This window comes from Nitrosomonas ureae, from assembly GCF_001455205.1.
Classification (GTDB): Bacteria; Pseudomonadota; Gammaproteobacteria; order Burkholderiales; family Nitrosomonadaceae; genus Nitrosomonas; species Nitrosomonas ureae.
Map to the genome: position 1 here is coordinate 2,315,893 of NZ_CP013341.1, position 26,087 is coordinate 2,341,979.

Annotated in this window: 19 protein-coding genes; 13 read left to right on the plus strand and 6 right to left on the minus strand. The window is 43.4% G+C overall.

What is annotated here, in order from left to right; genetic code table 11:
• Positions 1 to 191 precede the first annotated feature (191 nt).
• Both ATY38_RS10615 and ATY38_RS10620 read left to right on the plus strand, forming a co-directional pair.
• The gene (locus ATY38_RS10615) at positions 192 to 1,832 is read left to right on the plus strand and encodes a putative bifunctional diguanylate cyclase/phosphodiesterase (RefSeq protein WP_062559277.1); all 1,641 of its coding nucleotides are present in this window, start codon (positions 192 to 194) and stop codon (positions 1,830 to 1,832) included.
• A 243-nt stretch (positions 1,833 to 2,075) separates the two neighbouring features.
• Entirely contained in the window at positions 2,076 to 2,558 is a 483-nt protein-coding gene (locus ATY38_RS10620) for a hotdog fold thioesterase (protein WP_062559278.1), read from the plus strand.
• Between the two features lie 105 nt (positions 2,559 to 2,663).
• Here the strand turns inward: ATY38_RS10620 and ATY38_RS10625 are convergent, their stop codons facing one another.
• Positions 2,664 to 3,092, minus strand: coding sequence for a hypothetical protein (locus ATY38_RS10625; protein ID WP_062559279.1), 429 nt, complete (start codon positions 3,090 to 3,092; stop codon positions 2,664 to 2,666).
• Positions 3,093 to 3,508: 416 nt separating this feature from the next.
• Between ATY38_RS10625 and ATY38_RS10630 the strand changes: the two genes are divergently transcribed.
• Positions 3,509 to 4,849: a DUF3422 family protein gene (locus ATY38_RS10630; protein WP_062559280.1), complete on the plus strand. Its 1,341-nt coding sequence runs from the start codon at positions 3,509 to 3,511 to the stop codon at positions 4,847 to 4,849.
• Positions 4,850 to 4,868: 19 nt separating this feature from the next.
• Here the strand turns inward: ATY38_RS10630 and ATY38_RS10635 are convergent, their stop codons facing one another.
• The gene (locus tag ATY38_RS10635) at positions 4,869 to 6,248 is read right to left on the minus strand and encodes an L-serine ammonia-lyase (protein WP_062559281.1); all 1,380 of its coding nucleotides are present in this window, start codon (positions 6,246 to 6,248) and stop codon (positions 4,869 to 4,871) included.
• 309 nt (positions 6,249 to 6,557) lie between these two features.
• Between ATY38_RS10635 and ATY38_RS15530 the strand changes: the two genes are divergently transcribed.
• From ATY38_RS15530 to ATY38_RS10645, 3 genes are all read left to right on the plus strand, one after another.
• Positions 6,558 to 6,797 (plus strand): (2Fe-2S)-binding protein, encoded by a 240-nt coding sequence (locus ATY38_RS15530; protein ID WP_074702162.1) that lies wholly within the window; start codon positions 6,558 to 6,560, stop codon positions 6,795 to 6,797.
• Positions 6,798 to 7,314: 517 nt separating this feature from the next.
• Entirely contained in the window at positions 7,315 to 9,561 is a 2,247-nt protein-coding gene (locus tag ATY38_RS10640; protein WP_235590256.1) for a TonB-dependent siderophore receptor, read from the plus strand.
• A 166-nt stretch (positions 9,562 to 9,727) separates the two neighbouring features.
• Positions 9,728 to 11,929, plus strand: coding sequence for a hypothetical protein (locus tag ATY38_RS10645; protein WP_235590258.1), 2,202 nt, complete (start codon positions 9,728 to 9,730; stop codon positions 11,927 to 11,929).
• Positions 11,930 to 12,053: 124 nt separating this feature from the next.
• On the opposite strand, the gene ATY38_RS10650 is transcribed toward ATY38_RS10645, so the two are convergent.
• From ATY38_RS10650 to ATY38_RS10660, 3 genes are all read right to left on the minus strand, one after another.
• Complete coding sequence (locus tag ATY38_RS10650) at positions 12,054 to 12,941, minus strand: DNA-3-methyladenine glycosylase family protein (RefSeq protein WP_062559284.1); 888 nt, start codon at positions 12,939 to 12,941, stop codon at positions 12,054 to 12,056.
• Positions 12,938 to 13,471 carry a methylated-DNA--[protein]-cysteine S-methyltransferase gene (locus ATY38_RS10655; protein ID WP_062559285.1) on the minus strand — a complete coding sequence of 178 codons (534 nt, stop codon included), beginning with the start codon at positions 13,469 to 13,471 and terminating at the stop codon, positions 12,938 to 12,940. Before ATY38_RS10655 ends, ATY38_RS10650 begins: the two co-directional genes overlap by 4 nt.
• A gap of 198 nt (positions 13,472 to 13,669) precedes the next feature.
• On the minus strand, positions 13,670 to 14,569 hold the full coding sequence (locus tag ATY38_RS10660; RefSeq protein WP_062559286.1) for a LysR family transcriptional regulator: 900 nt from the start codon (positions 14,567 to 14,569) through the stop codon (positions 13,670 to 13,672).
• A 101-nt stretch (positions 14,570 to 14,670) separates the two neighbouring features.
• Here ATY38_RS10660 and metE point away from each other — a divergent pair, with 101 nt between their 5' ends.
• The 7 genes from metE (at position 14,671) to chrA (ending at position 25,135) form a co-directional block, all read left to right on the plus strand.
• A complete protein-coding gene (gene metE / locus ATY38_RS10665) occupies positions 14,671 to 16,971 on the plus strand; it encodes a 5-methyltetrahydropteroyltriglutamate--homocysteine S-methyltransferase (protein WP_062559287.1) in 2,301 nt (766 codons plus the stop codon).
• Between the two features lie 70 nt (positions 16,972 to 17,041).
• Positions 17,042 to 17,785, plus strand: a complete 744-nt coding sequence (locus tag ATY38_RS10670; RefSeq protein ID WP_062559288.1) for a 4-aminobenzoate synthase — start codon at positions 17,042 to 17,044, stop codon at positions 17,783 to 17,785.
• A gap of 367 nt (positions 17,786 to 18,152) precedes the next feature.
• Positions 18,153 to 19,382, plus strand: coding sequence for a pyridoxal phosphate-dependent aminotransferase (locus tag ATY38_RS10675; protein ID WP_062559289.1), 1,230 nt, complete (start codon positions 18,153 to 18,155; stop codon positions 19,380 to 19,382).
• 80 nt (positions 19,383 to 19,462) lie between these two features.
• On the plus strand, positions 19,463 to 20,776 hold the full coding sequence (locus tag ATY38_RS10680; protein WP_062559290.1) for a homoserine dehydrogenase: 1,314 nt from the start codon (positions 19,463 to 19,465) through the stop codon (positions 20,774 to 20,776).
• An 88-nt stretch (positions 20,777 to 20,864) separates the two neighbouring features.
• Positions 20,865 to 22,283, plus strand: a complete 1,419-nt coding sequence (gene thrC / locus ATY38_RS10685; protein ID WP_062559291.1) for a threonine synthase — start codon at positions 20,865 to 20,867, stop codon at positions 22,281 to 22,283.
• Between the two features lie 364 nt (positions 22,284 to 22,647).
• Positions 22,648 to 23,736 carry an aminopeptidase gene (locus ATY38_RS10690; RefSeq protein WP_062559292.1) on the plus strand — a complete coding sequence of 363 codons (1,089 nt, stop codon included), beginning with the start codon at positions 22,648 to 22,650 and terminating at the stop codon, positions 23,734 to 23,736.
• 40 nt (positions 23,737 to 23,776) lie between these two features.
• Positions 23,777 to 25,135: a chromate efflux transporter gene (gene chrA / locus ATY38_RS10695; protein ID WP_062559293.1), complete on the plus strand. Its 1,359-nt coding sequence runs from the start codon at positions 23,777 to 23,779 to the stop codon at positions 25,133 to 25,135.
• Positions 25,136 to 25,184: 49 nt separating this feature from the next.
• On the opposite strand, the gene rluB is transcribed toward chrA, so the two are convergent.
• On the minus strand, positions 25,185 to 26,015 hold the full coding sequence (rluB, locus tag ATY38_RS10700; protein WP_062559294.1) for a 23S rRNA pseudouridine(2605) synthase RluB: 831 nt from the start codon (positions 26,013 to 26,015) through the stop codon (positions 25,185 to 25,187).
• Positions 26,016 to 26,087 lie beyond the last annotated feature (72 nt).

Genomic DNA, 26,087 nt, shown 5'->3' on the forward strand with positions numbered 1-26,087 from the left:
TTGCAATCAGTATAACTTGATCTCAAGAAATCAACTTGTTAAGCCGTAATGTTCAATTTACTACTTAGCTTTTTAATTTAATTTGAAAAAGTAAAAGCCTAGGTGTGAAGAAGTATGCTTGTTAGTCAAGAATAATTACGAAGTATAGTTTCTAAGAAAATCAACATTTCGACATATATGGAGCTCTTTTAGTGAATTCACGCGTTTCTTTCAATTTACTATCAGATATATGTGATTTTGCCGTGTGCATTAATGCACAAGGAATTATTCAACAAGCATCCAAATCGTCACAGGAATTTTTACAATTATCTAAGGGTTTGCTTCATGAGTCGATTGGGTTATACATTCAACCTGAAGATATAGCATTATTTTGGGATGCTCAGGAAAAGGCAAGGAAGACTGGCGAGAAACAGACTCTTATTTGTCGCGTTCTACGCCAGCTCATGCTGCCGATATGGGTTGACTGCTACATTCATCGATTAGTGGACGATCAATATATTGTTATTGCATTCGATGCTACACATTGGAAGGAAAGTGAGACTCGCCTGGCTTATTTCTCAACACACGATACCTTGACAGGATTACCTGGAAAGGTATTACTCGATGACCGTATTGGTATGAATATTCAAACTGCGCAGCGAGAGAAAAGCTTTTTGTCATTGGTGGTAATAAGTTTGGACGGATATAGAAAAATTAATGATTTGCTGGGACATAGTATTGGTGATGAGCTAATCAGGGGTGTTGCAGAGCGTCTACAAAATTGCGTCAGACGTAGTGATACTGTGGCACGTGTCAGTGATGACGAATTTTCTATGATAATGATAGGAGTAGGGCAGAATAATATTGAGATGATCGTAAGAAAAATATTGACGGCATTACAGCAATCATTTCGTATTAGTGAACACACCCTTCATATTAGCGCAAGCTTAGGTATATCCTTATATCCAGAGCATGGAAGCAGTGCTTCACATTTATATCGGCACGCCGAGGTCGCGATGTATAGAGCGAAAACACTGGGCAAGAATCACTGGAAAATTTATAGCGATCAAGTTGATGATAGTGAGAGAAGCGATTTATCATTGGAGTCCGCTATGTATCAAGGGATTGAGAATGGTGAATTTATGTTGCACTATCAACCGATTTTCTGTGCACAAACTGGTCAATTAAGAGGTGCAGAAGCCTTGATGCGTTGGAAAAATCCTAATCAAGGTTTTATTCCACCGATAAAATTTATTCCATTGGCAGAAAATAGCGGTTTAATTAAAATTCTTGGTGCATGGGCTTTGCGAAGTGCATGTTATCAAGCGAAACAATGGCAAAATGCAGGCCTTAAAGATTTTTATATTTCTGTTAATGTATCTCCACGTCAGTTTGTTCAGGAAGATTTTCTGGAAATGATCAATGGGGTGCTGAGTGAATCCGGTTTATTACCACAGAACCTTATGCTAGAGATCACGGAGGGTGTGCTGATGGAGAATCCACAGCGATCCGGTGAGATTCTTACTCAACTGCATGTGGCGGGAGTAAAAATTGCTATTGATGATTTTGGCACTGGTTATTCATCATTGGCTTATTTAAAGAAATTTCCCTTATCAGTATTGAAAATTGACAAATCATTTGTGGATGATGTGATAAATTGTGCTAAAGACATGGCAATCATTGGTACCATTCTGAGCTTGGCAGAAGGCTTAAATCTGATGGTTGTTGCAGAAGGCGTAGAAAATGATGCGCAATTAGGATTTTTGAAGCAAGAAGGTTGTAATTTAGTTCAAGGATACCTTACCGGTAGGCCCGTGCATTCAGAAGACTTTAAAGATAAATATTTAGCATAATTTAAAGTCAAAGAAACAAATCAACAATCCTTTTTCATATCGAAAACTATCCTGGTTACGTTTTTTACTCTCATCAGAGTATGCTGAGACTTATCAATAAATTATATAATTTTCAGCCCGGGAAAGTTATTAGCTGTTGGCTTGCTAAGTGGAGAGTGTGAATATACTTGGAAAGTTCCAATACTGATACGATTCTGTATCATTGAGCTTATCCGTTATCAAAAGATTAAAAAGGAGTGTTCAATGACTAAGATTTGGTTTAAAGATTACACTATTGAGTATCTGGAAGGTTTGCGGAATGCCAATATGGGAGAACATATTGGCATTCAGTTTATTGAATTGGGCATGGATTTTTTGAAAGCACGCATGCCAGTCGATAAACGTACGACACAGCCATTTGGTATATTGCATGGAGGTGCAAGTTGTGTGTTATCTGAGACTTTAGGCAGTGTATCTGGCTGGATGACAATAAATCCGGAGCAATACCGTGCGGTTGGGCTGGAATTAAATATTAATCATATCCGAGCGATTACCAAAGGCCATGTTATCGGTATCTGCACACCCTTGCATACTGGTCGGCGTACACAAGTCTGGCAAACAGATATTATCGAAGAAGATACAAATAAGCGTGTGGCAATTTCGCGATTGACACTGGCGATTATTGAACAGGGCACACTGAGTGCACAAAAAGAACACGTCATTGTCGACCGGCCATCGTATCCCTAGTATCAATTTTTCAGCTTTGGCTTGTTGTATGTTTAGACTATGCGGAAGTTTTATAGTATCAGTGGGATACTCGCATTAGATTTTTTTATTGTTATTAGTGCTGTTCTACATTTTGTGATTAGTTTCTTTTTCCTTTGTCACTGAATCAACTTCAGATTGTATTTCTTCTTTCTGGTTAGTGAATTCATTGTGGGCAGCTTCAGATGGTTTGCTTGCATTATCAAATGCATTTTCATCCGAGCTATCATCTTGCTTACCTTTACTATTCCACATGAAATATACAGCACCCAGTGTCACTATAACAACCGGTAAAGTGATGAACACCAGCAATGCGTATTCGACAGTCATGTCTGCACTTTGAGGAGGTGGGCTACTAACGATTACATAAGCGTGTGTTAGCGCAACGCCATATACGGGTAGTAATGCAGCTATATAGCGGTTTGTGATAAATGGTCGAACTGTCAACATATTCAGTACATTAGATGCATAATATCCAACGAAATAAATAAAAATATAAAAGAAAATGGCACCCATAAGTTTTCCTGTTTAATCTGGTTTGTCAGTGATTAGAGAGCGTTTCCAAAAAGAATCTAAGATAATGCAGCTTATGATACACAGATCATCATAAAAAATGTACCCATTGGTATTTTGAATACTAAGCGATAATGGGAATCCGTTGTCATGTAACTTTAAGTCGTCTATGCTTTTATCACAAATACTTCACATTTGCCGTGTTAGACTTTGTTTGCCTTCCTGATAGTTAGTCGATCAACGTTCACTTGAACGTTGATCTTTTTATCACATAATTCTCTTCATTAGATTTTCAATATTGGCCTGCAAAAGCATCCTGTAACAGCTTAGGTTTGAGAAAATTATTCTTGCGTAAAAGATTTATTCTTTTTTTAATAAATTAGGTATGCTGCATGTTGGTAAACCTAGCTAAGTGATTTATGAATCTATTTACTTTCCAGTCCTCATTAACTGAATCAAATCTGCCTGCAATAGAAAAGCCGTTGAATATTCCCGAATATCCTGAAAGACAAGAGCTGCATGCTGAATTGAATGCGGTGGCATACGAATTATTGGCGCCGCCTTTTGAGCTTTCACATCTGGTACTGATGTCTGAACGAGAATGGATCGAGCAGGAGCGAAAGCTGATCTGCCAGTTATGTGGGCGTTATAATATAAACCCACCCAATTCGAATGAGAATGATTTTAGTGCGGATTTTGGTGAGTTTCGCCTTAGGTGGGAACGTCATACCGAATATTCGACGTATACAGTTTATCGTGTGAGAGTGTTTGATATTCCATTTGAGCATCCCGCGATTACATATGTACCACAGGAGTGGTTGGCCAGCTTACCCGGTGAACTTCTAGTTGCGACGCATATTGCCCTGGAGGATCGATCACGACCCAAGCGCAGCTTGCATGAATTATCAGCGCTATTCGCTTCTGGGACTGTAATTGGTTCCAGAGTGGCAGGAGGTGCCGCAAGTGTATGGAGTGATAATCAGATTCATTCTGATAATTTCGGTCGTATCTTGATTCATGATGAGAATTTGCGCAGTCGTCAAATTGGACGCTTGGTACAGCGTCTTCTTGAAATTGAAACTTATCGCATGTTGGCGATGTTGCCATTACCCGTTACCCGCAAAATTATTCCGCAATTGGCTCGTGCAGATCAGCGTTTGGCCGAATTAACTGCTAATAATGTGATATTGACCAGTATTGAAGACGAACAACATTTACTTAATGAATTAACTCTTTTGGCAGCAGAGACAGAGCGCCTATCTGCACAAACCAGTCATCGTTTTAATGCGTCTCGGGCTTATTATGATATTGTAAAATTGCGCATTGCAGAGTTACGCAAGGAGCGGATTGAAGGTTTGCAAATGTTGCAGGAGTTTATGATCCAGCGTTTGTCATCGGCAATGGGGACTTGTGAGCTAGTTCATACTAAGCTGGAAACGCTATCGATGCGATTGGGGCGCGCATCGGCGTTATTACGCACACGGGTAGATTTATCCATGGAAGCGCAGATTCGTGATTTACTTAAATCCATGGATAATCGGGCGCGCGTACAACTGCGTATGCAGGAAACGGTTGAAGGCTTGTCCGTAGTTGTATTGAGTTATTATCTGCTGGGTATCATCGGTTACGGATTAAAAGCGTTTAAGGCAGCAGAGCATGATATCAATGTAGAATTGCTGACCGGGTTTGCGATTCCGGTCGTAGTGCTTGGAGTTTTCTTAGTTGTTAGAAGGGTGCGTAATATGATCAGCAAATTGTAACGGTAGCAATAAAGGTTGATTAGCATTCCGTAATACTGACAGCTAAACCGCCCAGTGAGGTTTCCTTATATTTTACTGACATTTCCAATCCGGTTTGTTTCATCGCGGTGATGCAGTTGTCCAATGACATAAAATGTTGGCCATCGCCGCGAATTGCCAGGGATGCTGCTGTGTATGCTTTAATGGCTCCGAATCCGTTGCGTTCTATGCATGGTACTTGAACCAGGCTGCCCACAGGATCACAAGTCATGCCTAAGTGATGTTCTAATGCAATTTCAGCAGCATTCTCAATTTGTTGTGTAGTACCACCTTTTATAGCACACAAACCTGCCGCCGCCATGGCCGAAGCTGAGCCTACTTCTCCTTGACACCCAACTTCCGCCCCGGAGATTGAACTATTATGTTTGATTAACCCTCCGATCGCCCCAGCTACCAGCAAAAAATCCCGTACTTGTTCCAGCGTTGCACCTTCATGTTTTACTGCATAGTAAATAACGGCTGGTATTACGCCCGCTGCACCGTTGGTCGGTGCGGTAACCACCATATGTCCGGCTGCATTTTCTTCATTAACCGCCATGGCATAGGCGCATAGCCAGTCATTTAAGTTGGCCTTTTGAGGATTGCTCTTTAATTGTTCAAACAATGCATGCGCGCGCCGTTTAATATTTAAACCGCCGGGTAACCGGCCTTCCGCGATCAATCCATTTTCCAGGCAAGTTTGCATTGCGTTCCAGATTGCATCCAGTCCTGCATTGAGTTCTTTCTCATTAATGCGCTCTACCTCATTGCTGCGCTTCATGGCGGAAATTGATAAATTGCTATCGGCTGACATTTTCATCATCAGATTAGCTGAATCAAAAGGAAAACCACAGGAGCTGGTTGCTTCTATTTTAATTGGTGCTACAAGTTTGCCAATTTCCGGTAATGTGGTGATGAACCCCCCGCCAATAGAAAAATAGGTTTCGGTTAACAACGTCTTGCCAGTTTCGTCCAACAGTTGAAAAATCATGCCATTGGGATGTTCTGGCAAAGGTTCTCCACGATCGAAGATAATATCTTCTGCCGGATTGAAGTGAATTGTGATGGACTCTTGGATCTGAATCGTTGTTTGTTGCCAAAGTTGTTCAAATAACTCATTAACATTCAGTTTGGCTAATCCTTGCGGTGTGTATTCATGCATGCCTAAAGTTACAGCTCGATCGGTAGCATGACCTTTGCCGGTAAAAGCCAGAGAACCTCGCAAAGTACAACGAACTTGCAGAAAGGATGGAATCTTGTGATCGGAAACGTAAATCTGGATACGGTCACGAAAATCTTTGGCTGCGACCATAGGACCCATAGTATGCGAGCTCGATGGCCCGATACCTATTTTGAAAAGATCAAGAACGCTAATGAACATTAAATTACCCGTGAAAATTAGGATTATTTACCATAGAAAGTTATGCGCTGAGTGGTGGTGTTTACGCGCTTAAATCAGAAGTTAGCTAGTATCCTATATGTCTTGTATTGACTCAATAGTTTTTATTGGTTGCAAAGTCTAAACACAAGACTGTTCAACCATATATTGCTGAGTAGTAGTTATCGAAATAAGTTGCTTTTTACAATTAATTCGGTATAATTAAGAATCATTCTCATTATTAATAATTCTTTGATCTTTGTTTTGTTTGATAATAAATTTAACTGAACTTTAGATTACAGGGTATTCGATATGTACGTATGTATTTGCAAAGGAGTTACAGAAAGAGCATTGCGGGAAGCAATTTATCAGGGTGCGGACCGGATGAGAGATTTAAAGGCTTGCCTCGGTGTTACGGAGCAGTGTGGTTTATGTGCGTGCCATGTCAAACAGGTCTTGGATCAAACGCTGGAGCAAAAATCCCAGACGCAAGATCTGGTATCTCAATCTTTTTCTACTCAATCGACTTGCATGTGTGAAAATGCTGCATAGTAGGAATGAGTGTCGGGTAGCTTCAAAGTGGCGTGGCTGAAAGATGCTACAATAGCATTGTTATCTTATCAGACCGTTTTCAGTATATTTTAAATCTTTTTTGTGCCAAGAATATCTTGATTTGTATTGAAAAAGCGCACCGCTATGAGCAGCAAATATGCGCCTGCATATTTCAATCAATTTTTGCCCTAAAGAGTAGAAATTGAATCCGTAGAAATTAGATCCAGGTTCGGTCAAACGATTATCTATATTTGCGTGCTTATTTTCCTTGTGTAATACTCATCCTTCATTAAATAGCGCTGCTATATTACATAAAATACCTCAAAGTGCTTGCTAAAATAGCAAAATATTTGTGTCTTAATTCATTATGATTATCCGCAGGATTGTTAAGTGTGTCTGTTTCTATGCAGTATTGTTAAATTTCGGTTTGACGCTAACTTTTCCTCCAAAATCAAGTTTTGCAGAATCAATAAATACTCCTTTAACTATACGTACCTTCAGTATTCCAGCCGGCTCTTTGCAAGATGCTGTCAATCAGTTTGTGGAACAGTCGGGAATTAAGCTGATTGCCGATCCTGTTTTGCTCCAGGGAAAAGTGACTTTTGGACTCGATGGCAATTTTGAAATTCAGTCGGCTTTGAATCAATTGCTTGAGAATTCTGGATTACAAATAAATAAGCAAGCTGAGGGTTATATTATTGCAGTACAACCAGTCGAATCAGGTTCAGGTTCAAGTGCTGAATCGATCGTTACTTTGCCCTTAATTAAAATCACTGCCGATAGTACGAGTCGTTATACGGCGATGAGCACCACTACAGCGACAAAAACCAATACTTTATTGCGCGATGTTCCACAAGCCATTTCAGTAATAACCAATGAGTTGATTAAAGATCAATCAATTCGTAGTCTGGGCGATGCAGTTCGCTATGTACCCGGTGTTGGTGTGTCACAGGGAGAAGGCAATCGTGATGCGTTGGTTTTTCGCGGTAATCGTTCGACCGGAGATTTTTTTATTGATGGTATACGGGATGATGCCGAATTTTATCGCGATTTATACAATATTGAGCGTGTTGAAGTACTCAAAGGCGCTAACGGAATGATTTTTGGCCGTGGCGGTTCGGGTGGTGTGGTAAACCGTGTGTCGAAGCAGGCCAACTGGGATCCAGTTCGGGAGTTTACTTTTCAAGGAGGCTCATTCAATCAGAAACGAATGACTGCTGATGTCGGCTATGTTATTAATGATGTGGCTACCGTTCGTTTGAATGCTCTGTACGAAGATGCTGGCAGTTTTCGTGATGGAGTCAATATGGAGCGTCTTGGAATATCTCCGACCATTACGATCAAACCAACACATCGCACCAAGATAGTTGCAGGCATGGAGCGATTTCACGATGATCGTACTGCTGATCGAGGCATTCCTTCATTCTTAGGACGGCCTGTCAATGTGCATGAATCTCAGTTTTTTGGCGACCCGAAACGCAGTAATGCGAATATTAATGTGCTTTCGTTCAATTCTCTCATCGAGCACAAATTTGATTCCGGAGTTACGTTGCAGAATCGTACGAACTATACAACGTATGATAAGTTCTACCAAAATATCTTTGCCAATAGTCAGGTGTTTGCCGGATTGATATCGCTTGGAGCATATAACAACGAAACAACGCGTGAGAATGTTTTTAATCAGACAAATCTGCTCTATTCACTCAACACCGGGCCGATTTCACATACATTGATGGCAGGTATCGAGGTGGGGCGTCAGGAAACTCACAATCAGAGAAAGAACGGTTTTTTTAATAACGATGTGTCGCAAGTCAATTTGCGGGTGCCCCTGAATAATCCAATTACGAACGCACCTGTGGATTTTTTAACCCGAGATACGGATGCGCATAATCGTAGTATTGTCAACGTTACATCCTTATATATCCAGGATCAGATTGAGTTGCTGCCGCAGCTGCAATTAATTGCAGGCGTGCGCTATGACATGTTTGAGGTGGATTTCCGGCAGAGGAATGCGGGTAGAGACCACTTGAAAACAAGGGATGATTTGATCGCTCCGCGCTTTGGGGTTATTTATAAACCTATTGAGCCGGTTTCTTTTTATGCCAGTTACAGTCAGGCTTATGTGCCGCGTGCTGGCGATCAATTGACATCCTTGAACGTGACAGTCGATACGCTTAGGCCGGAGAAATTCACGACACTGGAGACCGGAGTTAAATGGGATATCCGTCCCGATTTGGCATTAACAGGCGCTGTTTATCAACTGGATCGGACCAATGTGATCACGGCTGACCCGAATGATCCGACACGAACCTTTTTAGCTAAGGGGCAGCGTACAGAAGGTGTAGAAATCAGTCTCAATGGTCAATTGACTTCAGATTGGAGTGTAATGGGCGGTTATGCCTATCAAACCGGTGAATTTACCAGTGAAGTACCCGGAGTGGCAAAAAAAGGAGCTACGGTAGGGGAGCTTCCTCGGCATACATTCTCCGCCTGGAATCGATACGATATTACTCCTAAAGTGGGAGCGGCGGTTGGCGTGATTTATCGTGGTGAAATGTTTGCTTCGGCCGATAATACGGTCAGAATTCCTGATTTTACAAGAGTTGATGCGGCATTGTTTGCACAGTTTACCAAACGGTTTCGCGGTCAGTTAAATATTGAGAATTTATTTGATGCCAATTATTTTGCTTCGGTACACAACAACAATAACATTACACCGGGTTCACCAATAGCCATTCGCGCGACCTTGATTGCAAATTTCTAACGAGTAAACAGTAATATCAAAAGACTGTTGATAAGATATAAATTGATTTTATAAATAATAATAATTATCATTGATGTTCGTATTTATATTGTTTAATTTTATGAAAGGGCTCCTAATAATGTTTCTATCTAAAAACCTCATGATTTCAATAAGGAAATTATTGATCATGAGCTCAACTATTCTTGCGCTCGTGATAGGCAGTGCAAGCGTTGTTGCGGCTGATATTCAAACTATTCAATCGGCTGTAACGGCTTTTCAGACCATTGGAACATTGCGTAGAGAAACGCCGATTAATGGCGACGCTATCGCTGCAGCCTATGCAGGCGATCTGCAAACGCTGACACAAGAAATTGATACCATTAATTCATTAAAGCTGGATAGCGATATCCTGGCGGCAATTGAAGAAATTAAAAGCAATAATGAACCTAGTTTGGCAGGACAGGTAATCGATAAGACTTTACAGCGTGTTTTTTATCAAAGCTTTTTTAACCGTATCACAACGATACGAGATCTATTTGATTCCTCAACATCTGAAGAATTAATTCGGATACTGGATGAAACCGAAGCAGTATTTCAAGCAGTTTCAGGTACGGCTGCCAGAGCCAACGAGGTGCTGAGTGCAGATAGACAGTCTATCGAAGAAGGTAGCAACCCCGGCTTGGATATTCAAATTACTGAGTCATTGGGACGCATCAGGACTGCACTGAATAAAACCAATCCTGACGAAGATTTCGCCACTGTCGCTGTTGAACGTTATGTTACGAGGATGTCATTAGCACGTGCGTACTACATAGGCGTGTTGCGCGAGGTGAGAGGTCTTATTGAAAATAGAAATTCAGATTTAATTACAGCACGAATACAATTAAAAGAAGGGGAGATTTTTTATCGCATTATCGAATCGCTGGTTTCGCGCGATAATCCGACCGGCAATGCATTGATCAAAACTCAATTGGCAGGAAATGTTGCAGATGTTGTGGCCGACGAGATTGTCAGTGAATTGAGTAAAGGATTCATTGGTCGAGTGAAAGGTGAAATGAATGGTCAGGCAGAGAGTATTGGCGTAGACCGTGTTCAAGCGATGGCGGAAGCTTCGGGAACAGCGGCATTTGCCAAAATTCTTTTACCGGATCTGGAATTAAGATTGGGTGCGGAAGTACGTGGTAATCTAGAAACTGCATTAAGCGATCTGCAAACTGCAAGCAGTGAAAACAGTGTGCCTAATTCGGCAGTGGCACGAGATGCGATAACAGGGATTCTGGATAGCTATGAAGCTGAACTGAACTTGGTTAAATATAGCGCTACCACTGAAACAGCGCTGATTGATAACGCAGTCGCAAGTTTCAAAACTATTGGTGAATTACGTGCAGAAACTACGATTAATGGAGCAGCAATCGAAGCTGCCTATGCAGGGGAATTGCAACAACTGACCCAACTGGTTGATCAAACGTACGCTACATCGATTGATGCAGATGTTTCGGCTGCAATTGAGTCGGTCAAAGCGGGAAATGAAATTCCCTTTTCGTTGCAGATCATCGATAAATCATTGCAACGCGTATTTGCTCTTGTTGTTTATAACCGAACGACGCTCGTGATTGAAAATTTTGATGGTTTATCAACTGATGAGCTGGCGCTCGAGTGGGATAGAGCCAATTCAGCTTATAGTGCGATTGCTGGCACTGCCGGCAGGGTCAACAAGGTACTTACGGAGGATAAACAAACACTCCAGGATGGCAGTAATCCCGACTTGGATGATCAGATCACTTTGGCGTTTGTGCAAGGAAGAGAGGCATTAAGCAATTTAAATGAGGATGATCGCCTCAATGTTGCGATTGCGCGTGAAAACATCGTCGTTCCATTGGCGAGAAGCTTCTTAATCGGCGTATTGCGCGAAATCGAAGGAATTATTGCGAGCCGGGATACGGATGCAACAGAAGCAAGAGAAAAACAGATCGAAGGTGAATTCTTCTACCGTATTGTCGAGAGCTTTATTGCCCCGGATAATCCTGCTGGTAACAATTTGATTAAGACTCAATTGACGGGCGACTTGGCTAATGTGGTCGCAAATGAAATCGTCATTGAGATCAGCAAAGGAATTATTGGTCAGGTCAATAGAAATATCAGCATCATTGAATCGACTTTTGGAATTGATAGGAATCAGGCTCTGGTGGCCTCTGAGCGAGTTTCTTTGTATATCAATATCTTTCTACCGGATCTGGAGTTGCGCTTAGGTACTCTGGAGCGTGTAAAAGTACAAAATGCATTGCAAGATCTGAGAGAAGCCAGTGAAACCGATGATGTTTCCAAAGCATTAACTGCGGGATCGACGCTAACCGGAATCATCGCAGCGTATGAAAACGAACTAATCTAGTAGTTGGAGTGAGTTGCGTAGCCCATCGCTGAAATTTTCAGTGATGGGCTAATTTATTATTCAGGAAGCAGGGTTAATGGATGTCTCAGTAGCGCGCCTTGTGATATTTCCAAAGCTGCTCGCTTTATTCCATATTCCATAAATGTGCGGCTACTAAAGCCCGCCACGGTGAGAAGTTTTCCAGCCATTGCCGGGTTTGGTTTTCGTTTATCGATTCATTATTCAATAATATTTGCAAGCCCCGTCGTACTGCGACATCGCCGTGTAACGAGCCGTCGAGCCAGCCGTAACCGCGTAATAGTGTATAGTCGACAGTCCAAGGACCGATACCACGTATTTGCAGTAATTGCTGACGAATGTGCTCAATGGGTGGTTCTGCATATGTCGAACTTAGTTCTAATTCGTTGCATATCACTTGCTGACTAACAGTGAGTATGGTTTGTGCTTTGCTTTGAGAAAAACCAACCTGACGCAGATCACTGATACTTAAATCCGATAAATGTTGGGCATTCGGATGGCAATACAACCCGCCAGAATGACGTAATCCAATTAACTGTATCAATTTCCTGCGGATTGCCAGAGCGGCGGAAACACTGATTTTCTGACCGGTGATAGCCCAAATCAAAGCTTCAAATGCCGTTGCCGAAACGGGAACTCGCAACCCGGATTGCTTTGCTATTAGACTTCCCAGCTGAGCATGTTCTCTAAATTCATCCTCGAATATATTAACCGATTGATTTAAACCCAACATGCGTATTGCCATACTGTGAAATGTATCTGGGCAAAAAGTTTTTAACTGTTTATCGATACACAATTCAATTTCGGCGTATAGCGGCTGAAAGCGGATGCTCAAACAAGCCGGCGTGTCGTACCATATGATGCCCTTGGAAAAATAGTTATCATGTACGGTTTCAGCTACATCCCATTTGTCTCGACCATGAAATGACAATATATCCGATAGCCGGTAATTTTCCGGCAATGGTAATCTACATTGGTAGGCAGAGGTGCTCATGACGAACTTTCCCGCCGTAATAATTCAGCTTTGCGTTCTACACCCCAGCGGTACCCGGATAAACTTTCGTCCGATCTGACCACGCGATGGCAGGGAATAGCCACTGCCAAGATATTGGCTGCGCAAGCGTTAGCTACTGCACGCATTGCCTTTGGCGTGCCAATGCATTGTGCAATTTCCGTATAACTCATCTGTTTTCCGATGGGAATTTTTTGTAAGGTCTGCCAGACTTTTTGCTGAAATGCAGTGCCGCGTATATCCAATGGTAAGGCTAATCCAATGACTGGGGCTTCGATAAAATCAACCACTTTAGCAACCCGTTGCCCGAATTCGTTGTTGTCATTGACAAGCTCAGCATGTGGAAAATGGTCTTGCAAATCATGGGTTAATGTATACGCATCGTTTCCTAATGCAATTGTACAAACACCGATCTTATTGGCGGCGACCAGAATAGAACCGAGAGAACACTCTTTCAATGCAAAACAAATCTGACTATTGGGATCGCCCGTACGATTATCGGATTGTGTCATGCTTGAAAGTCGTGATGATTGTTCATAGTCTAGAAGCGGCAAATTTCAGCAACCTTATCAACATATTGTTCATGTAAATTAAGTGGGTAGCTAATCTCATCATTTTGTGATTATGTACGCCGAATTTTGCTTTCAAATAATTCATTGAACTATCAATATTTTTCAGAGTATTTTGGGATAGCGGTTCAGAATAAGATTTTATAGAGGCGAATTTTGTGCAATTTTTTGCCCGACTGCAATAAATTTCCGGATATAAGGAATGATCTTATCCGGTTCCCGCATTGCCAATAACAATTTCTGATACAACCCTTGTTTGCTAATACGGATTTTTCTTAAGCCAAGATTTTGGGTTTTAATATCAGCCAGCCATTCCGGCAGTACGCAGACGCCGCGGTTTAATGCGGTCATTTGCAGCATGATCTCCAGTGATTCAATCGGTTTTAATTTCTTTGGTTCAAGTTGTGCAGGCGCCATAAAATGCGTCAGAATATCCAATCTTTCCAGAGGCACTGGGAAGGTTAACAAGTTTTCCTTGCTCAAGTGCTCAGGTGTTAAATACTGTATACCTGCTAATGGATGATCAGCAGATATCAGCAGTACCAGCTGATACTCTGCCAAAATTTCATAAATGATGCTTTCTTTTTTGACTATATCAGGTGTGATCAGGACGTCAATATGATGGTTGAGCAAACCTTCCAATCCGGTAAATTGGAATTTTTGCACAATATCGATATCAATCTCGGGCATTTCCCGCATGAACTGGCCGATCATTCCCGTGAGCCATTCAAAACAGGGATAGCATTCCACACCGATACGTAAAATACCTTGCCGACCCTCACTGTAGGCTTCGAGAGTTTTCTCTGCCTGCGATAGAACTGGCAACACTTGATTGGCTACCTCCAGAAGGAGTTTACCCGCTTGGGTCAAACGCAAGCTACGACCATCACGTTCCCATAATGGAATGTTTAGTTTTTTTTCCAGATAACCAATCTGATGCGATAAGGCGGGTTGACTTAAACATAGCGCATTGGCGGCTTCTGTGAGCGTGCCATTGGTATGGAGTGCTTGGATGATTTTGAGGTGACTGTGTTCGATCATTTATAAGGTAACCTAATTGGAATGTTAAAATTCATCATTATTATTCATTGCTCAACCTTTATACAATAGCGCCACGATTATTAATTTATGAGTGGTGATTTATGGTAACGACACACAATCTCGGGTTTCCACGCATTGGCAGAAACCGGGAATTAAAGTTTGCTCTGGAAAAATACTGGAAAGGTGGCATTTCTGAATCAGCCTTATCGGACATCGCGGCAGACTTAAGAGTCCGCCATTGGCAGGATCAATCCATACTTGATTGGATTCCAGTCGGTGATTTTTCATTATACGATCATGTACTGGATATGAGCTTTATGCTGGGTAATATTCCGGAGCGCGTCAGTACATTTTCTACTAGCGGCACAATCGATAACTATTTTCGTGTGGCAAGAGGTCGTTCGGCCAGCGATATTGCTGCTCATTCGTGCGTTAATGCAGGTGAGATGACCAAATGGTTTGATACCAATTACCACTATATCGTACCCGAGTTTAACCGGAATACAAAATTCTCATTAGATGTCAGTGGCCTACTTGAGCAAATTCAACACGCTCGGAAAATCCATCAACAAATTAAACCCGTCATACTAGGGCCGGTCACCTATTTATGGCTTGGAAAATCTAAGGATGGCAGCGACAAGCTTGACCGATTGGATGATTTACTTGGTGTTTATGCGCAATTGTTAGATCAACTAAAACATGCAGGTATTCAATGGGTGCAAATCGACGAGCCGATTTTGGTCATGGAATTGGCGCAGGAATGGAAATATGCGGTGCGCAAGACGTATTATCAATTACAGGCTGCTTCCGTAAATTTGATGTTGACGACGTACTTTGGACAGCTACAAGACAATCTTCAGCTTGCTTGTGAACTGCCGGTTCAGGGTTTGCATCTGGACGCTGTTACGGCTTATGATGAAATTGACAAGGTGATTGACTGGTTACCCGGGCATAAAGTACTTTCATTGGGCGTTGTCAACGGACGTAATATTTGGAAAACCGATTTAACTCAGACACTGAATTGGCTGGAACCAGTATATTCCCGCCTGCAAGATCGACTCTGGCTTGCGCCTTCCTGTTCACTATTGCATGTGCCTGTTGATCTGGATAGTGAGCATAAACTCGATACGGATATTCGGTCGTGGCTGGCATTCGCTGCGCAGAAATTAAATGAAATCGAAATATTGGCTAACGCTTTGAATCATGGCAGAGAAAGCGTTGCTGAGATACTGCGGGAAAATAGTGCGGCGGTTACTAGCCGTAAACAATCCAAACGTGTTCATCACGTGGACATAAAAGCGCGTACGCAGGAAATTAACGAATCGATGGGTATACGCCAATCGTCCTATGATCAGCGATCAGTTCTGCAACGCAAGCAATTCCGCTTGCCCCTGTTCCCTACCACAACCATTGGTTCTTTTCCGCAAACACTGGAAATCAGACAAACGCGCCGTGATTTCCGTGAAGGTAAGTTGCCGGAAGCGGAATATCGGCAAGCAATGCGCAAAGAAATTGAATTTTGCGTACGGGAGCAGGAGGCATTGGGATTGGATGTTTTAGTGCATGGTGAGCCGGAGCGTAACGATATGGTGGAGTATTTCGGTGAGCAACTCGGCGGATTTGCCTTTACTCAATTTGGCTGGGTACAATCCTATGGGTCACGGTGTGTCAAGCCGCCGATCATTTATGGCGATGTTTCGCATTCACACGCCATGACTACGGAATGGATCGAATATGCCCAATCACTTACCCGCAAGCCGATGAAGGGAATGCTTACGGGGCCTGTCACGATGTTGAATTGGTCCTTTGTTCGTGACGATCAACCGCGCGCGCAAACATGTATGCAGTTGGCGCTTGCGATACGCGATGAAGTTCTGGCTTTGGAACGAGCGGGCATCAAAATTATTCAAATTGATGAAGCTGCAATGAGAGAAGGTTTGCCGCTCAGAAAATCGCAATGGAATGATTATTTGGACTGGGCAATTCGGGCATTTCGTGTCACCGCAAATGGCGTAAAAGACGCAACGCAAATTCATACGCATATGTGCTATTCAGAATTCAATGACATTATGGAGGCGATAGCACGTATGGATGCTGATGTGATTACGATTGAGACGTCACGCTCGGATATGGAATTGCTGGATGCCTTTGATCAATTTCGATATCCGAATGAAATCGGTCCGGGCGTATACGATATCCATTCGCCCAATATACCGTCTGTTGATTCCATCATTGAATTAATGGAGAAGGCTGCGCAACGAATACCGGTTGAACGTTTGTGGGTGAATCCCGATTGCGGTCTAAAAACACGCACTTGGGAAGAAGTAAAGCCGGCATTGCATAATATGATCGCCGCCAGTCGGCATTTAGCCCGTCATTTAAACGCGAAGCAGGTCAGCTAAATTTGACTTGCCGGTGTTATTTAGCGATGATATGCAACACTTTATCCATCACGGTTTATAAGGAGTAATCATGACGACCAATACCATACTCAAGCAAAAAATCACTGCCATTATCAGCGAAAAGCATCTGCTAAAACATCCGTTCTATATTGCCTGGACTGAAGGTAAACTGACCAAGGAGCAATTACGCCATTATGCTGAACAATATTTCTATAATGTACTGGCTGAGCCCACCTACCTAAGCGCTGTACATTTCAATACGCCACATATCCATTCGGAATCGAATAGTGGTGATATCAGCGTACGCCAGGAAGTATTGAAAAATCTCATTGATGAGGAACATGGCGAAAAAAATCATCCGGCATTATGGAAAAATTTCGCTTTTGCTTTGGGTGCAAATGACAAGATATTAGCGAGTGCCTCTGCCTTGCCGACTACCGAGAAGCTTGTTTCCACATTTCGCGATATTTGTTTAAATCGGCCTTTCTACGCGGGGCTTGCTGCGCTGCATGCGTTTGAATCGCAAGTGCCCGACATTGCTGCGGTAAAAATTGATGGCTTGGCTAAGTTTTATGGCATGAAGAATCCTGAAGATTATGAATTCTTCTCAGTACATCAGAAAGCCGATATTTATCATTCTCAAGCAGAATGGGCAATCATTGAGCGATTTGCCGATAACCCGGAAAAACAAGCGGAAGTTTTGGCTGCAACTCAAGAGGCTTGTGATGCACTATGGGGCTTTCTGGATGGAATTCATGAAACCTATTGCGCTAACCTGATGTGCGAGCAAAAAGAAGCGGCAACCTTACATTAGACATTTGGAAGTTTACTTAATTTTCTGACAGGTTTCGTGTGAAAGTTAATTTCATGATTATATTGTCATTATTGTCGATATAATCTGAGCCTTTTTAAAGTTGCTCTGGAAATAATAGCAAGAGATTGAAAATAAACTAATCCCCGGCATGACCGGGGATTAGTTTATTTACTGATAACTTGAAGCGATTACCCATTTCAATTATCAACAGGTCCGTACTACTCGATAATTCGCTTTAATCCACAGCCAAAAGTTTGCCGTATGGGAACGTGTTTAGCGTATATAATGCTACGTTTGATTGTTCCAAGAAAATTTTGCATTATCAGAATAGATTGTTATTCAATCTTCGCAAAACATTTTCATTACCATGCGCCCAATTTTAAAATCCAGAAAACTGACAAATGTTTGTTATGACATTCGTGGACCGGTGCTTGAGCGCGCCCGTCAAATGGAGGAGGAAGGCCATCACATTATCAAACTGAATATTGGTAACCCAGCGACATTTGGTTTTGATGTGCCGGAAGAAATTTTGCAGGACGTGATTCGTAATTTATCGGACGCTTCCGGTTATTGCGATTCTAAGGGCTTGTTTGCTGCGCGCAAGGCGATCATGCATTACACGCAGGAAAAGCAGATAAAGAATGTGCAACTGGATGATATCTTTATCGGTAATGGCGTATCCGAACTGGTTGTTCTGGCGATGCAGGCGCTGTTGGATAATGGCGATGAAGTGTTGATTCCGATGCCGGATTACCCATTGTGGACCGCTGCAGTTGTGCTTTCAGGAGGGATAGCCAAGCATTATCTGTGTAATGAAGAATCCGGATGGCTGCCCAATCTGGATGATATTCGTGCCAAAATCACACCCAAGACACGTGCGATTGTCCTTATCAATCCCAACAATCCCACCGGTGCACTGTATCCTGATGAATTGTTGCTTGAGATCATTGAAATTGCCCGGCAGCATCAATTGATTATTTATGCGGATGAAATCTACGACAAGATATTGTACGAGCAGGCAACGCATACCTCCATTGCGTCGCTGGCAGAAGATGTTTTGTTTGTGACGTTCAATGGATTATCCAAAAATTACCGTGCGGCTGGTTTCCGCTCCGGTTGGGCGGTGGTTTCGGGAGAAAAAAGCCATGCACGGGATTACATTGCGGGTTTGAATATGTTGGCATCCATGCGATTGTGTGCGAATGTGCCGTCGCAATTTGGGATTCAAACCGCATTGGGTGGGTATCAAAGTATTTATGATTTAACCCTGCCTACCGGTCGATTGATGCGCCAACGTGATGTGGCGTGGAAATTGTTGACCGATATTCCCGGTGTAACCTGCTTTAAACCGCAATCGGCATTGTATTTGTTTCCCCGCTTGGATCCCGAAATTTATCCGATTGAAGATGATCAGGAATTTGCCTTGCAACTTTTGCTTGAAGAAAAGGTTCTGCTTGTGCAGGGTACCGGTTTTAACTGGATGAACCCGGATCACTTTCGTGTTGTGTTTTTACCTAATGTGGACGATTTGACTGAGGCTGTGGGACGTATCGCACATTTTCTGCAACATTATCGCAAGCGTCACGGTACATACTGATCAAGAGCTTTGACTTTATTTCTTGTCGACTGAACCCTATAATCACGCATCAACTTGATTATTAATTTTTTATTGAATTTATGAAACCCATTCACATTGGTTTGTTAGGAGTTGGCACCGTTGGCGGTGGCACATACACGGTTCTCAAACGTAACCAGGAAGAGATCGCGCGTCGTGCGGGGCGGAAGATTATCGTCAAGATGATCGCCGATAAGGATATGGATAAAGCCCTGAGTTTGGCGGATTCCGACGTGACGATAACCACCGATGCGCATGAAATTACTAAGAATTCTGATATTGATATCGTAGTGGAACTGATCGGTGGTCAAACCATTGCCAGGGATTTGATCCTGGAAGCAATCGCTCATGGCAAGCATGTTGTTACAGCCAATAAAGCGCTGCTGGCAAATCACGGCACCGAAATTTTTGCTGCTGCGCGTGCCAAAGGCGTAATTGTTGCTTTTGAGGCTGCGGTGGCAGGTGGTATCCCGATCATTAAAGCCTTACGCGAAGGCTTGACAGCAAATCGCATTACCTGGATTGCCGGAATCATCAATGGCACCGCAAATTTTATTTTGTCGGAAATGCGTGAAAAGGGATTATCGTTTGAGCAAGTTCTGGCGCAAGCACAAAAACTTGGTTATGCCGAAGCCGATCCTACCTATGACATTGAAGGCATTGATGCTGCGCATAAAATTACTTTGATGTCAGCGATTGCATTTGGTATACCGGTACAATTCAGCAAAGTTTATACCGAAGGAATTACCCAATTAACCGGAGAAGATATCCGTTATGCGGAAGAGCTGGGTTATCGTATCAAGTTGCTGGGAATTACCAAACGTGTGGAAAAAGGCATTGAATTGCGTGTGCATCCTACGTTAATTCCCATGCGACGTTTGATTGCCAATGTCGAAGGCGTGATGAATGCGGTTGTGGTTAGGGGTGATGCGGTTGGGGCCACACTTTACTACGGTGCTGGGGCCGGTGCTGAACCCACTGCCAGCTCGGTGATTGCAGATCTGGTCGATGTGACGCGCATGCAAAACGCTGATCCGATGCATCGCGTTCCAATCTTATCCTTCCAGCCGGATTTATTATCCGATACACCGATTATTTCGATGGAAGAAGTCGAAACTTCGTATTATCTTCGCATGCAAGTGATCGATAAACCGGGCGTCATGGCTGAAATTACTCACATCGTGGCAGACCACAATATTTCTATCAGTGCCCTGATTCAGAAAGAAGCCAGTAGCGATTCTGACAGGGTCAGCATTATCATGCTGACCCACTTGACGGTCGAAAGGAATATCAATGCGGCGATTGTGCAGATCGAATCGTTATCCGTGGTGATGAGCAAGGTGATCCGCATCCGCATTGAAGAGCTAAACAATTAATACTAAAACAAGCCACAATTATTCAAGAGCTTGACGGATATTTTTCGGCAGGCAAGACCATAGGTTATTTGAACCAACATAATTAAGCATGCGTTATATTTCTACTCGCGGCGGAATGTCGCAGAAATCTTTTTCTGAAATTCTTTTGAGCGGTTTATCGCCCGATGGTGGATTGGCGATGCCGGAAATCTATCCCAAAGTTACAAGGGCAGAACTGGATACTTGGCGAAGCTTGAGTTATCCGTCACTCGCATTCGAAATTTTGTCACGGTTTGCTGATGATATTCCGGCTGATGACCTGCGCAATTTGATCAACCAGACGTATACTCCCGAGGTTTTCGGCAGCGTGGATATTACGCCACTAAGGACCTTGGAGCCGGGTTTACATATTTTGGGATTATCCAATGGACCGACTCTGGCGTTCAAGGATATCGCGATGCAATTGCTCGGTAATTTGTTTCAATATCAATTGACCAAAACCGGAGATGAATTGAATATTCTCGGTGCGACATCGGGGGATACCGGTTCCAGTGCCGAATATGCTATGCGCGGCAAGCACGGCATTCGCGTTTTTATGCTATCCCCGTTGGGAAAAATGAGCCGCTTCCAAACCGCGCAAATGTTTTCGCTGCAGGATAAGAATATTTTCAACATCGCGATTCGCGGCGTGTTCGACGACTGCCAGGATATCGTCAAGGCCGTCAGCAACGATCATGTCTTCAAACTGGCGCACCGTATCGGCACGGTCAATTCAATTAACTGGGCCCGCATCGTGGCGCAAGTAGTGTATTATTTCAAAGGGTATTTTGCTGCCACCGGAAATAATGACGAACAGGTTTCTTTTGCAGTTCCATCCGGGAATTTCGGTAACATTTGTGCTGGCCATGTGGCGCGTATGATGGGGTTACCTATCAAGCATTTAATTCTGGCAACCAATGAGAACGACGTACTGGATGAATTTTTTCGAACCGGCGTGTATCGTCCGCGTACCACTGCGGAAACCCGGCATACCAGCAGCCCATCGATGGATATTTCCAAGGCCTCCAACTTCGAACGTTTCATTTTTGACTTGACTGGCAGAAATGCGGAGCAGGTGACTGAATTCTGGTCAAAGGTCGACAAAGGCAACGCCTTTGATCTATCCACCACACCATTATTTTCCAGAGTCAAGGATTACGGTTTTGTATCTGGAAGCAGCAGTCATGCCGCGCGGATTGCAACTATTCGCGATATTTACCAGCGTTATCACGTGCTGGTGGATACCCATACCGCAGATGGTTTGAAAGTCGGACAAGCACATCGTGAGGCGGGTGTGCCATTGATTTGTCTCGAAACCGCTTTGCCTGCCAAATTTTCTGAAAGCATCACGGAAGCCATTGGTTGCGAACCGGAACGTCCGGTCGGTTTCGAGAACCTGGAAGGCCTTCCGCAGCGGTATGTGGTTAAAGATGCGGATGTGCAAGCGATCAAGGATTATATTGATCAGCAATGTGAGATATCTGCGTAGGTTGTTCCGGTTCCGGGAAGGAATAATATACCCAGTATCTCTTTGGTGTTTCCCTTTTGCTAAGCTGACGAGATTGCAATCACATCAATTTTCGGTCGCATAAGATATACGGCAGTGCCAATTACTTTTACTATCAATGGTGACCGTGACTTTAACCGGTTACTTTGTTCCGCCACGTTCATTCCACGATTAATTTTATAATACTGTTAAACTATATGCTTATAGCGCTATCAATGATATGACGCGGCATGAGAAATTAACGAATTTTTGCTTCCCCTTGTAAACAATTCGAGTAATTTTTACACTTTCAGCTATTAAAATTAACTTTTATTTCTGCGAGACTATTGTTTCATCAACCTAAGCGATGTTACGGATTTCATATATCTTAAAAATCAGCATAGTTGTGATTCAGGTGGGTTGGCTCAGTGCTTGCGCCAACCTTTCGTATTATGCGCAGGCTGTCGATGGGCATTTTAAAGTGATACATCGTTCGCGACCGATTAGCACGGTAATTGCAAACCCGGCGGTTGATCCCAAATTAAAACAGACCTTGAGCAAAGTGGTGCAGATGCGTGAATTTGCCAGCCAGGAGTTAAAGCTGCCGGATAATCTGAGCTATACCCGTTATGCAGATTTAGAGCGTCCTTTTGTGGTTTGGAATGTTTTTGCTTCCCCCGAGCTTTCACTTAAACTCAAAAAATGGTGTTTTGTGCAGGTAGGATGTGTCAATTATCGCGGTTTTTTTTCTCAAGCAAAAGCCGAGCGTTATGCGGAAGAACTGCGGCAGGACGGGTACGATGTTCATGTCGGTGGAATTCGTGCCTATTCCACGCTCGGCTGGTTCAGTGACCCGGTGCTGAATACTTTTATCGGTTACTCCGAAATGGATCTTGCCCGGTTAATCTTTCATGAGTTGGCGCACCAGGTTGTTTATGTGCCGGGTGACACTGCTTTCAATGAATCTTTTGCCACGGCGGTCGAACATGAGGGTGTAAGGCGTTGGTTTGCAAGCAATGGCACAACTTTCGAACAAACAGCATTAAGTATCCGGCAGGAAAGGGAAGCAATTTTTACCAATTTAATATTCAAGCATCGAAAAAAATTGCAGGAACTCTTTCATTCGAATGTGAGCGACTCCGAGAAGCGTATCCGGAAAGCTCATATTTTTGATGAATTACGCACTGAATTTTTGCACCTGAAAGCTGAAAAAAGTGAGCTGGCCAGCTATGACTGGTGGTTTGGACAAACTTTGAATAATGCATTGCTGGCGACTGTTTCGATTTATACCCAATTATTACCGGCATTTAAGGGAATACTCAAACAGCAAGGTCAGGATATGCAACATTTCTTTGATGCAGTAATAAGAATCAGTAAGTTACCAAAACATGAGCGGAATGCAATACTACTGAAAGCTGCCGAAAACAATCCGCAGTGGAATGTCGTCGAACGGTAATTTCAAATCACTCATAAAAACCCTCTGAGAGAACGAGTATATGCCAGCAACAGCTGATCAGAATAAGAACCGACCTGACGCGGTCTCTTTCATGGAAGCTTTCATTTATTGGTTGAAGCTTGGATTTATCAGTTTTGGGGGGCCGGCGGGGCAAATCAGCATGATGCATCAGGAACTGGTCGAAAGACGGCGCTGGATTTCTGAGCAGCGTTTCCTGCATGCACTCAATTACACGATGGTGCTGCCGGGGCCGGAGGCCCAGCAGCTGGCGACTTATATCGGTTGGCTGATGCATGGCACTTGGGGCGGCATAATGGCGGGCGCGCTTTTTGTGCTGCCTTCTTTCTTTATTCTGGTGGCACTAACATGGATCTATCTGATATATAGTGAAGTGCCTGCGATTGCCGGAATTTTATATGGCATAAAACCTGCGGTAACGGCCATTGTACTGTTTGCAGCTTACCGCATTGGCTCTCGAGCGTTGAAGAACAACCTGTTGCGTGCGATTTCTGTGGCAGCATTCATTGCTATCTTTGTATTCAATTTGCCATTTCCTTATATCGTGCTGATGGCGGGTTTGATTGGTTACATTGGCTCGCATTATATGCCGGATAAATTCCGCAGCGGTAATCATCACGCGAAATCAAAAGATACTTATGGACCAGCTTTGATCGATGACGATACGCCAATTCCGGAACATGCCCGTTTTCAGTGGAGCCGGTTTATTGCATTTGCCGTCATCGGGCTTTTAATCTGGGGTAGTGTGATGGTTATGCTTGCCATGCAGTATGGCTGGAGTGGCGTGCTCACACAAATGGGCTGGTTTTTTACCAAGGCGGCGTTCATGACATTTGGCGGAGCTTATGCCGTTTTACCGTATGTCTATCAAGGTGGGGTCGAACATTATATGTGGTTAAATGCCGTGCAAATGATCGATGGCTTGGCGCTGGGCGAAACGACGCCGGGGCCTCTGATTATGATTGTCGCTTTTGTCGGTTTTGTCGGTGGTTGGAGTAAAGCGGTTTTCGGCCCGGAGATGCTTTTTCTAGCTGGTGCTGCCGGATCCGGCATCGCTACATTATTTACATTTTTACCCTCTTTTCTTTTTATTTTGCTGGGAGGGCCTTTTGTTGAAGCAACCCGGCATGATATTAAATTTACTGCACCTTTAACCGGAATTACCGCTGCTGTAGTCGGAGTAATAGTCAATCTGGCAGTTTTCTTTGCCTACCACGTGCTGTGGCCAAATGGCTTTGATGCTGCATTTGAATGGTTCTCGGCTTTGATCGGAATTGCTGCCTATATTGCGTTGTTCAAATATAAAGCTGGAATTGTAACCGTCATCATTTTGTGTGCCGTTGTTGGATTGAGTTATACTTTACTGCTGGGTCATTTCTAGCGAATCCGAATTGATAAGGCTTGTCAGTCAGTGAGGTAAAAAACACAAGCTACTTGATCAAGCTCAATAATCGTCGGGTTTCCTTCTCATCCAATTCCAACCATTGCCCGCGCTTGATTCTGGGCGGCAGATTGATCGGGCCGAAGCGCACACGCATGAGGCGGCTTACCGTTAATCCTATGGCTTCAAACATGCGTCGCACTTCGCGATTTTTACCTTCTTTCAAGATCACGCGATACCAGTGATTTGCGCCTTCTCCGCCTTGATCCGCCAGATAGGAGAATGCTGCTTCACCGTCTTCTAATGTTATACCGGTGGTTAATTGTTGCATTTGTTCTTCGGTGAGCTCACCCAGTATTCGCACTGCATATTCCCGCTCCATTTCAAAACGCGGGTGCATCATACGATTGGCCAAAGCACCGTCGTTGGTGAAAATCAACAGGCCACTGGTATTAAAATCCAGGCGGCCGATAGCAATCCATTTGGAAGATCGCAAATACGGCAGTTTGTCAAAGACGGAAGGGCGGTCTTGCGGATCACTGCGGCTGACAATTTCACCTTCCGGTTTGTGATAGAGCAGTACTTTAGGTAACTCTTCTTCCTCATGTATGCGAATTACGCGCCTGCCGATACGAATTATGTCGCCCGGCCCGGCGCGGTCTCCGATCACGGCGGTTTGGTCATTCAGTTTGACTTGTCCGGAAGCAATCAGTACTTCCATTTCCCGTCTCGAGCCCAAACCTTTTTGCGCTAACAGTTTTTGCAGCTTGAAAGTGAGTGCTGTCGATACAGCGGAGGAGGCCGCTAATGGTTCTGCTGCATCTTTCTTTCGGGCAGCTGTTTTTTTCTTGGCTGGCCTGATGGGCTTGTTTACTTTCATGAGTGTTTGAATCCGGGAAATGTGCTGACTGAAACGGTCATTAAATGAATCGTTAAATAACCGATTTTAAAC